The organism is Ensifer aridi, from assembly GCF_002078505.1.
In the GTDB taxonomy this organism is placed as follows: Bacteria; Pseudomonadota; Alphaproteobacteria; order Rhizobiales; family Rhizobiaceae; genus Sinorhizobium; species Sinorhizobium aridi.
Genome location: NZ_LUAV01000010.1, coordinates 141,749 through 148,937 on the forward strand (window position 1 = coordinate 141,749; position 7,189 = coordinate 148,937).

At 61.2% G+C, this 7,189-nt stretch carries 7 protein-coding genes; all 7 read right to left on the reverse strand.

The window, feature by feature from the left end:
• Nucleotides 1–39: 39 nt before the first annotated feature.
• The gene (locus AYK65_RS09160; protein WP_026613846.1) at nt 40–1,014 is read right to left on the reverse strand and encodes a YVTN family beta-propeller repeat protein; all 975 of its coding nucleotides are present in this window, start codon (nt 1,012–1,014) and stop codon (nt 40–42) included.
• Between the two features lies 1 nt (nt 1,015).
• A complete protein-coding gene (locus AYK65_RS09165; RefSeq protein ID WP_046120834.1) occupies nt 1,016–2,203 on the reverse strand; it encodes an ABC transporter substrate-binding protein in 1,188 nt (395 codons plus the stop codon).
• 249 nt (nt 2,204–2,452) lie between these two features.
• Entirely contained in the window at nt 2,453–3,322 is an 870-nt protein-coding gene (locus AYK65_RS09170; RefSeq protein ID WP_026613844.1) for a substrate-binding domain-containing protein, read from the reverse strand.
• Nucleotides 3,279–3,815 (reverse strand): c-type cytochrome, methanol metabolism-related, encoded by a 537-nt coding sequence (locus AYK65_RS09175; RefSeq protein ID WP_046120833.1) that lies wholly within the window; start codon nt 3,813–3,815, stop codon nt 3,279–3,281. Before AYK65_RS09175 ends, AYK65_RS09170 begins: the two co-directional genes overlap by 44 nt.
• A 76-nt stretch (nt 3,816–3,891) precedes the next feature.
• Nucleotides 3,892–5,694 carry a lanthanide-dependent methanol dehydrogenase XoxF5 gene (gene xoxF5 / locus AYK65_RS09180; protein ID WP_026613842.1) on the reverse strand — a complete coding sequence of 601 codons (1,803 nt, stop codon included), beginning with the start codon at nt 5,692–5,694 and terminating at the stop codon, nt 3,892–3,894.
• 182 nt (nt 5,695–5,876) lie between these two features.
• A complete protein-coding gene (locus tag AYK65_RS09185; RefSeq protein ID WP_026613841.1) occupies nt 5,877–6,290 on the reverse strand; it encodes a c-type cytochrome in 414 nt (137 codons plus the stop codon).
• A 13-nt stretch (nt 6,291–6,303) separates the two neighbouring features.
• A complete protein-coding gene (gene fghA / locus AYK65_RS09190; protein WP_026613840.1) occupies nt 6,304–7,134 on the reverse strand; it encodes an S-formylglutathione hydrolase in 831 nt (276 codons plus the stop codon).
• Nucleotides 7,135–7,189 lie beyond the last annotated feature (55 nt).

Genomic DNA, 7,189 nt, shown 5'->3' on the forward strand with positions numbered 1-7,189 from the left:
CTGAAATCCTCCCCAATGGTCTTGCCGCATTGCTCCTCCTCAATTCGGGGCGACCACAACCCCCCAGGGTTGCTCCCCGACCTGAACCGAGCGGATCACCTCTTCCGCCTTCACGTCGATGATGCTGACGTCGTTGGAATTGCCGTTGGTGGTGATCAGGAATTCCTCGTCCGGAGTGAATGCCATCTGCCAGACCCGCTGACCGACGAGCAGATAGTCGAGAACCTCATCCGTCTTCCCGTCGATCACCGCGACGCGGTTTGCCGGGCCGAGCGCCACGAAAACGCGCGAGCCGTCCTTGGTCGCTTTCACGCCAACCGGCTGCAACCATTCGGGCAGCACGCCAGGTACGGCGAAGGTGATCTTCTTGGTGATCTTCGGCTCAGCGGCCGATAGATCGATCACGGAAACGGTGCCGCCGATCTCGGAACTGACGTAAAGCTTCTTGCCGTCGGCCGTGAATTCGGCATAGCGCGGCCGCTGGTCCACCAATACATTGTGCACGATCTTGTAGCTTGAGGTATCGATGAAATGCGCCATGTTGGTGGTTTCGGACGTATTGATCACGGTCTTGGCATCTGGACTTACCGCAACGCCTTCCGGCTCGACGCCGACCGGCACCTCGGCCAACACCTGGCGCGTTTTTACATCGACAACGGTGACCAGATTGTCGTCCTCGTTGGCGATGTAGAGTGGATTGCCTGAAGGATCGAGAGCGAAAAGTTCCGGGTCCGGGCCTGACGGAAGCGTATGCAGTTCCTCGTACGTCTCGGGATCGAAGACACGGACGGTATCGTCGTCCGACGCGCAGACATAGAGTTCCTTGCCATCCGGGCTGATAGTGATGCCGCGCGGCCTGTTACCGGCCGGAAAGGTGGCGATCACCTCCCAACTTTGGCTGTCGAGCACGGTGACACTATTGCCGCGTTCGTTGCTCACGAAGACCTTGTTGGCCAAGGCAGGACCGACAAACATTAGAACGGCTGGCAGGAAGGCCAGTGCGGATCTCAGCATTCTATCCTCCGAAGGCTTGGCAGGCGGTTTCGGGCGCATCGATGCCCAGTGTGTCGAGCGGCGAATGCTGGTGCAGGAAACCGTCCTGCGGCGAAACGGAAACGGTCACCCGGCCGTCGGTCAAAAGGATCGGCTGGCGCAATTGCCCGTTCCACGATCGGAAGGTCAGCTTCTGCCCCTTGAACGCAGCCAGTTCGAAATCGGGCGAAAGGGCGTAGGCCCGCACGCTTACCGGATCGGCCTTGCCGGACCGCGTCACCACCTCGCCGATGACGCGCATGGCAAGCCAGGCCTGGTAATCCTCCTCGCGCATGTTGCGCCCCGTCAGTTTTTCGAAGCGGCGTTGGAACTGGGTCGCTCCCCAGGCTTCATGGGCGGCATGCCAGGACACCGGGCGAAGGCCCGCAGAACCTGCGACAGGCCTAGGATCCCAAGTGTGATAAGGCAGGTAGGGCGCGAAAACGCCGGCCTCGTCGGCCGCGACGACCACATCGTGATCCTCGGCGTCTTGGGTGAAGACGGGGATCTGTTTTTGCACCATGACATGGCCCGTGTCGGTGCGCCGGCCGCCGCCGGTGTCGACGAACTCCCGTTCCTCGACGATCTCCGCCCCGAATTTGGCGGCGGATTTTCGATAACTGTCGGCCAGAAGCTTGTCCTCGGGATGCGAGCCGTGGATCAGCAGGATGCGCGACCATTTCTTCCACATCAGAAACTGGACGATACTGTCGCTGAGCATGGAGCGGCTCGGCGAGACATGCAGCACATTGGCCCGACAGTCTGCATCGCGCAGCGCCTCGTCACGAGCGCCTGCGTTCAAAAGCAGCACCTCCGGTCCGGCCCTATCGGACAGCGCCTTCAGCATGTCTCCTTCCGCGATCACTGCGATGAGCCCGATGCCTTCGGCTTTCAGCGCATCGAGCGCCGCCTCCGCCTGCTCCGGCGCAACCGCCTGCGTTTTCACGGTGTAGTCCATGCCCGTGAAAGCGCCTGTCGTCCGATTGTCCTCGTTCCCCAGCATGGCGCCGGCGAACCCGAGATCGGCGGGCGGCGCGTCGAGCCGTGAGATCGGCGGGCCGAGCACACGATCGATCCTGAGCACGGCCGTCTTCACCTCCGCTGCCTGCAAGGGGGATGCGATAAGCATCGCGGCCCAGAAAACGGCAAGCAACAGCGATGGATTAGTCATTGCCCGGACGACCTCCCAATCTTCCCGACACTTCCCGCGAGTAGGAGACTAACAGCGCAATTTGTGGCGTAAAACCGATACTTAAGGAGCGTAGTTTAGCATAATGCCTATGCTTGGCCGGGCCTGATGCAACGCATTCTGATAGCGCTTGTCAGTGATCATTTGACACCTCGGTTCGCCGTCGCCGTGGGCCGACTGGCCCGACCGGAAACGGGGTCGGCGGGACCACTGAAAGGAGCTGCGGAGCGGTCAGTCCTGCACCTCGAGCGGGCCGGTCCCCATATCGTTCAGGAGCGGCACGCCCGCTTTCGCGAGAATGGCGTTGATCTCGGACTGATTGCGGCGGATCAGCGAATTCAGCTTGCGCTCCCAGACCTTCTCGCCCTGCCGCACGCCCATCGTGATGCGGTAGAAGAGCCTCGGCGGCGTCGGCTCCGACAAAAGCGGCGTCACCTTCAGATCCGGATGGCTAGCCCTTACGAGCGGTGCGCCGATCGGCCCCCAGAGGATGGCTGCGTCGATAGCGCCGGACTTCAGGTCGGCAAGCATGTCATCGGCCGGATCCTCGTAGCGCCGATCGACCATCAGATGGTAGCCCCTCGCTTTGGGCATCAGTCCGTTTCTCGCCAGGTGCGTGGCCGGCGGGGTTCCCGCGACGATGCCGACCCGCTTGTCCTTGAGAAGCGGGTCGGACAGCGTCGTGACGCCGGCCAGCGGGCTGTTCGAAGCGACGATCAGCACATAAGCCGAGGTATAGTAGTGGTTGGTGTTCAACACCAATTCGTCGCCCTGGGCGTAACCTATGACCACATCGCAGGCATTGGCCTGCAAGGTCTTGCGAACGAAGCCGGTCGCCATCGGAAACCACGTGTAATGCAGCGGCAGTCCGAGCTTGGACGCTATCAGCTCGGCGATCTTGTTCTCGAACCCTGCACCTGAGCGATCCGACATCGGCAGATTGGCTGGATCGGCACAGACCCGAAACGCCGTCTTCGACACCAGGTCCGACGTCTGAGCCAGCGCCGGCGCGGTGCCAGAAAAGGCCAACAGCAGAACGCCGGCGGCTGCGGCCAGGCTAGTTGTGGCCAAGGCAGGAGTTTTCAGCATCCCGGATCGCATCCGTTTTCGGTTCCTTCTTCGCCGGCCTTCCCCGAGGCAGCGCATCAGCTCCGCGCGCTTTCAAATAGACGTAGATGTCGTCGAGATAACACATCACGTTGACGTTCTCGCCAAAGGCCGGCATCACCGAGTTCTCGGCAGCATTCACCTTCTTGCGTCCGTTCGTGACGACATCGATGAAGGCGTAGTAGTCCATATTTATCGCGGAGTTCTTCAAGGCCGGCGCATAGCTCGATCCCTCGCCCTCCGGACCATGACAGACATGACATTCCGAATGGTAGCGGCGAAAGCCCGAATAGGTCAGCCAGTCGACCGTGCCGTCTTTGGCGATTTTGAAGGTAGGAACGTCGTCGGCGGTGTAGTAGCGCCCGTTTTCGTCGCGGACGGCGGTAATATTGTCCTTTGGCGCTTGCGGGTCTTCTGCGCCTGCGGCGCCGGCCATGAGCGTCAACACGGCAAGGATCATCGGTACGGCGGTTGTTAATCTGGTCATCTTGCGTCCTTTTAGGCGGAGAACGAACGGGCGCGGGTTTCAACGGCCGCGCCCATTCCTGAGCGAAGATTGCCGCTTATTCTGGCAGCTTGAACACGGTGAGCGTGCCACCGAGCGCGGTGTAGTTGCTGAGGGCCGAATAGCCGCCGACGGCTCCGAGACCATCATTCGGGTTGGTGAGCCCGGCCGCGAGACCGATACCGGCCCAACCGCCGACACCCGAAAGCACGGCTACATACTGCTTGCCGCCATGGGCATAGGTCATCACGTTGCCGATCACTCCGGAAGGCGTCTTGAAGCGATAGAGCTCCTTGCCCGTCGCGGCGTCGACCGCCTTCAGATAGCCCTCGAGCGTACCGTAGAAGACCACGTCACCGGCTGTTGCCAGAGCGCCCGACCAGACAGAGAACGGTTCGGGCAGGGACCACTTGATCTTGCCTTCCTTGTTGTCCCAGGCGATGAAGTTGCCCATGCCACCGTGGCTGTCCTTCGGCGGATACATCGACAGCGTGGCCCCGACATAGGGCTGACCGGCGGTGTAGCTTACCCGGAAAGGCTCATAGTCCATGCAGACGTGGTTGGTCGGCACGTAGAACAGCTCGGTCTTCGGCGAGTAGGCCGCGGGCTGCTGGTCCTTGGTGCCGAGCGCCGCCGGGCAGACGCCGGTCGTGTTCGTATCTTCGCCGTTCTGCTCGGTCGAATACTGTGCCACGACTTCCGGTCGACCATATTTTTCGGAGTTCGGATCCATATCCACTTTGGTCGCCCAGTTGACCACGGGATCGTACTTCTCCGCCACCAGCAGTTCACCGGTTACGCGGTCCATCGTATAGGCGAAGCCGTTGCGGTCGAAATGGGTCAGCAGCTTGCGATCCTGGCCGTCGATCTGCTGATTGGTCAGGATCATCTCGTTGACGCCGTCATAGTCCCATTCGTCATGGGGCGTCATCTGATAGACCCATTTGGCCATGCCGGTGTCGACGTCACGCGCGAAGATCGTCATGGACCAGCGATTGTCGCCGGGCCGCTGGGTCGGGTTCCAGGTGGAGGGGTTGCCGGTTCCGTAGTACACCACGTTCAATTCGGGATCATAGGAGTACCAGCCCCAGGTCGTGCCACCGCCGATCTTCCACTGATCGCCTTCCCAGGTGGTGAGGCCCGAGTCCTTGCCGACCGGCTTGCCCAAATTCGTGGTCTTTTCCGGGTCCATCAGCGTATCGCTGTCCGGGCCCATGGAGTAACCGCGCCACACGACCTTGCCATCCGCCATCGAATAGGCCGTCACGTGGCCCCGGACGCCGAACTCACCGCCGGATATGCCGACGAGAACCTTGTCCTTCACCGGCATGACGGTGGCGGTATTGGTCTCTCCCTTGGAAGGATCGCCGTTCTTGACGCTCCAGATCACCTTGCCCGTCTTGGCATCCAGCGCCACGACGGTCGTATCGGCCTGATGCAGGAAGATCTTGTTGTCGGCATAGGCCACACCGCGATTGACGGTGTCGCAACACATCACGGGAATGACGTTCTCGTCCTGTTTCGGCTCGTATTTCCAGACGATCTGTCCTTCTTTGCTGAGATCCAGCGCATAGACCGTGTTCGGGAACGGCGTATGCACATACATCATGTCGCCGACTACCAGCGGCGAGCCTTCGTGACCGCGCAGGACGCCGGTCGAGAAAGTCCACGCCACCTGCAGTTTGCTGACGTTATCCTTGTTAATCTGGTCGAGCTTCGAGTAGCGCAGGTTGGCATAGTCGCCGGTTTGGATGGCCCATTGATTGGGGTCATCGATGAGCTTTTGCAATTCCGAGTTGGCGAGAGCGACCTGCGCGCCGCCTATCGATGTCAAGGCAAGCATTGTAAGAAGTCGTTTCATTTCATCCTCCTCTTGAGTGCTGCCGATCAGGGCCTTTCAGCCCGCTCGCCCCGGAAAAACCTTGCGGTCTCCTCTTTTCCCGGTATCAGCTTGCGACACGGTTTCGCATGGCCTGGGCAAATCTCCGTAAGCTGCCGTGGCCGCCTTCCTCCTGCTGTTGTTCGAGCCCTCCTCCCTTGCGTTTAAGGAAACGTCGCCAGATATGCGATCAGATCGGCGCGCTCCTGATCCTTGCGCAATCCCGCAAAAGTCATCTTGGTGCCTGGCAGGAACCCCTTCGGGTTGGTCAGAAACTCGCCGATCTTCTCCGGCGTCCAGATCAACCCTGCCTCGGCCTCCTTGCTCATCGCGGGAGAGTAGGCGTAGCCTTCGACTTTGCCCGCCGGCCGGCCGATTACGCCGGTCAGCACGGGGCCGGTCTTCGATTTGGCGTCCGGACCGATCGCGTGACAGGCCTGACACTTGCGAAATACCTTCTCGCCCGCTGCCGGATCGCCCGCCGCGGGGTCGAATGCGAGTGCCGGCGCAATCACGCCTGCCAGAGTTCCGCCGAATACGACGACAGCCGCCAATTGGGTACCAAGTCTTGAAGCCATACCTTCCTCTCCGTTACGCGGCGTTCAGCCGCTCTGCATGCCAGCGCACGTGATCTTCGCCAAAGCTCGCCACGAAGTAGTAGCTGTGGTCATAGCCGGCCTGCATCCTAAGGATGCCGGCCTGCCGCCGCTCCGCCAGCAGCCGGGCCATCGCCTCGGGCTGTAGCTGCCCCAGAAACTGGTCTGCCACGCCCTGGTCGATGAGGATGTCGCCATGCCAGCCGAGTTCGCCTAGGAGTAGGCAGGCGTCGTAGTTACCCCAATGGGCCTCGTCGTCGCCCAGATAGGCCGAAAACTGCTTGCGCCCCCAGTCGGACCGGGTCGGATTGACGATCGGTGCAAAAGCGGAAACGGAGCGGAACAATTCAGGGTTACGAAATGCGATCGTCAGCGCGCCATGGCCGCCCATGGAGTGGCCGGTGATGCCGTTGACGCCGTTGAGCGGCAATCGGTCCTCCAGCAAGGCGGGCAGTTCGGTGACGATGTAGTCATACATCCGGTAATGCGGTGCCCAGGGCTTCTGGGTGGCGTTGACGTAGAAACCCGCGCCCTGGCCGAGATCATAGGCTTCATCGTCGGCGACGCCTTCACCCCGCGGCGAGGTGTCTGGGAAAACAAGCGCCAGCCCCTGCTCCGCCGCATGCCGCTGCAGGCCCGCCTTGATCATCGCGTTCTCATGGGTGCATGTCAGCCCCGAGAGATACCATAACAGCGGGACCGGCCGTTTCCGCGCCTGCGGCGGCATATAGAGGCCGAACGTCATCTCGACGCCGCAGACCTCGGAGGGGTGGCGGTAGACCGCCTGCGTTCCGCCGAAACATTGGCTTTGCGTTACGAGTTCCATGTTCGAGCTCAATACACGACCACGCTGCGGATACTTTCGCCGGAATGCATGAGCT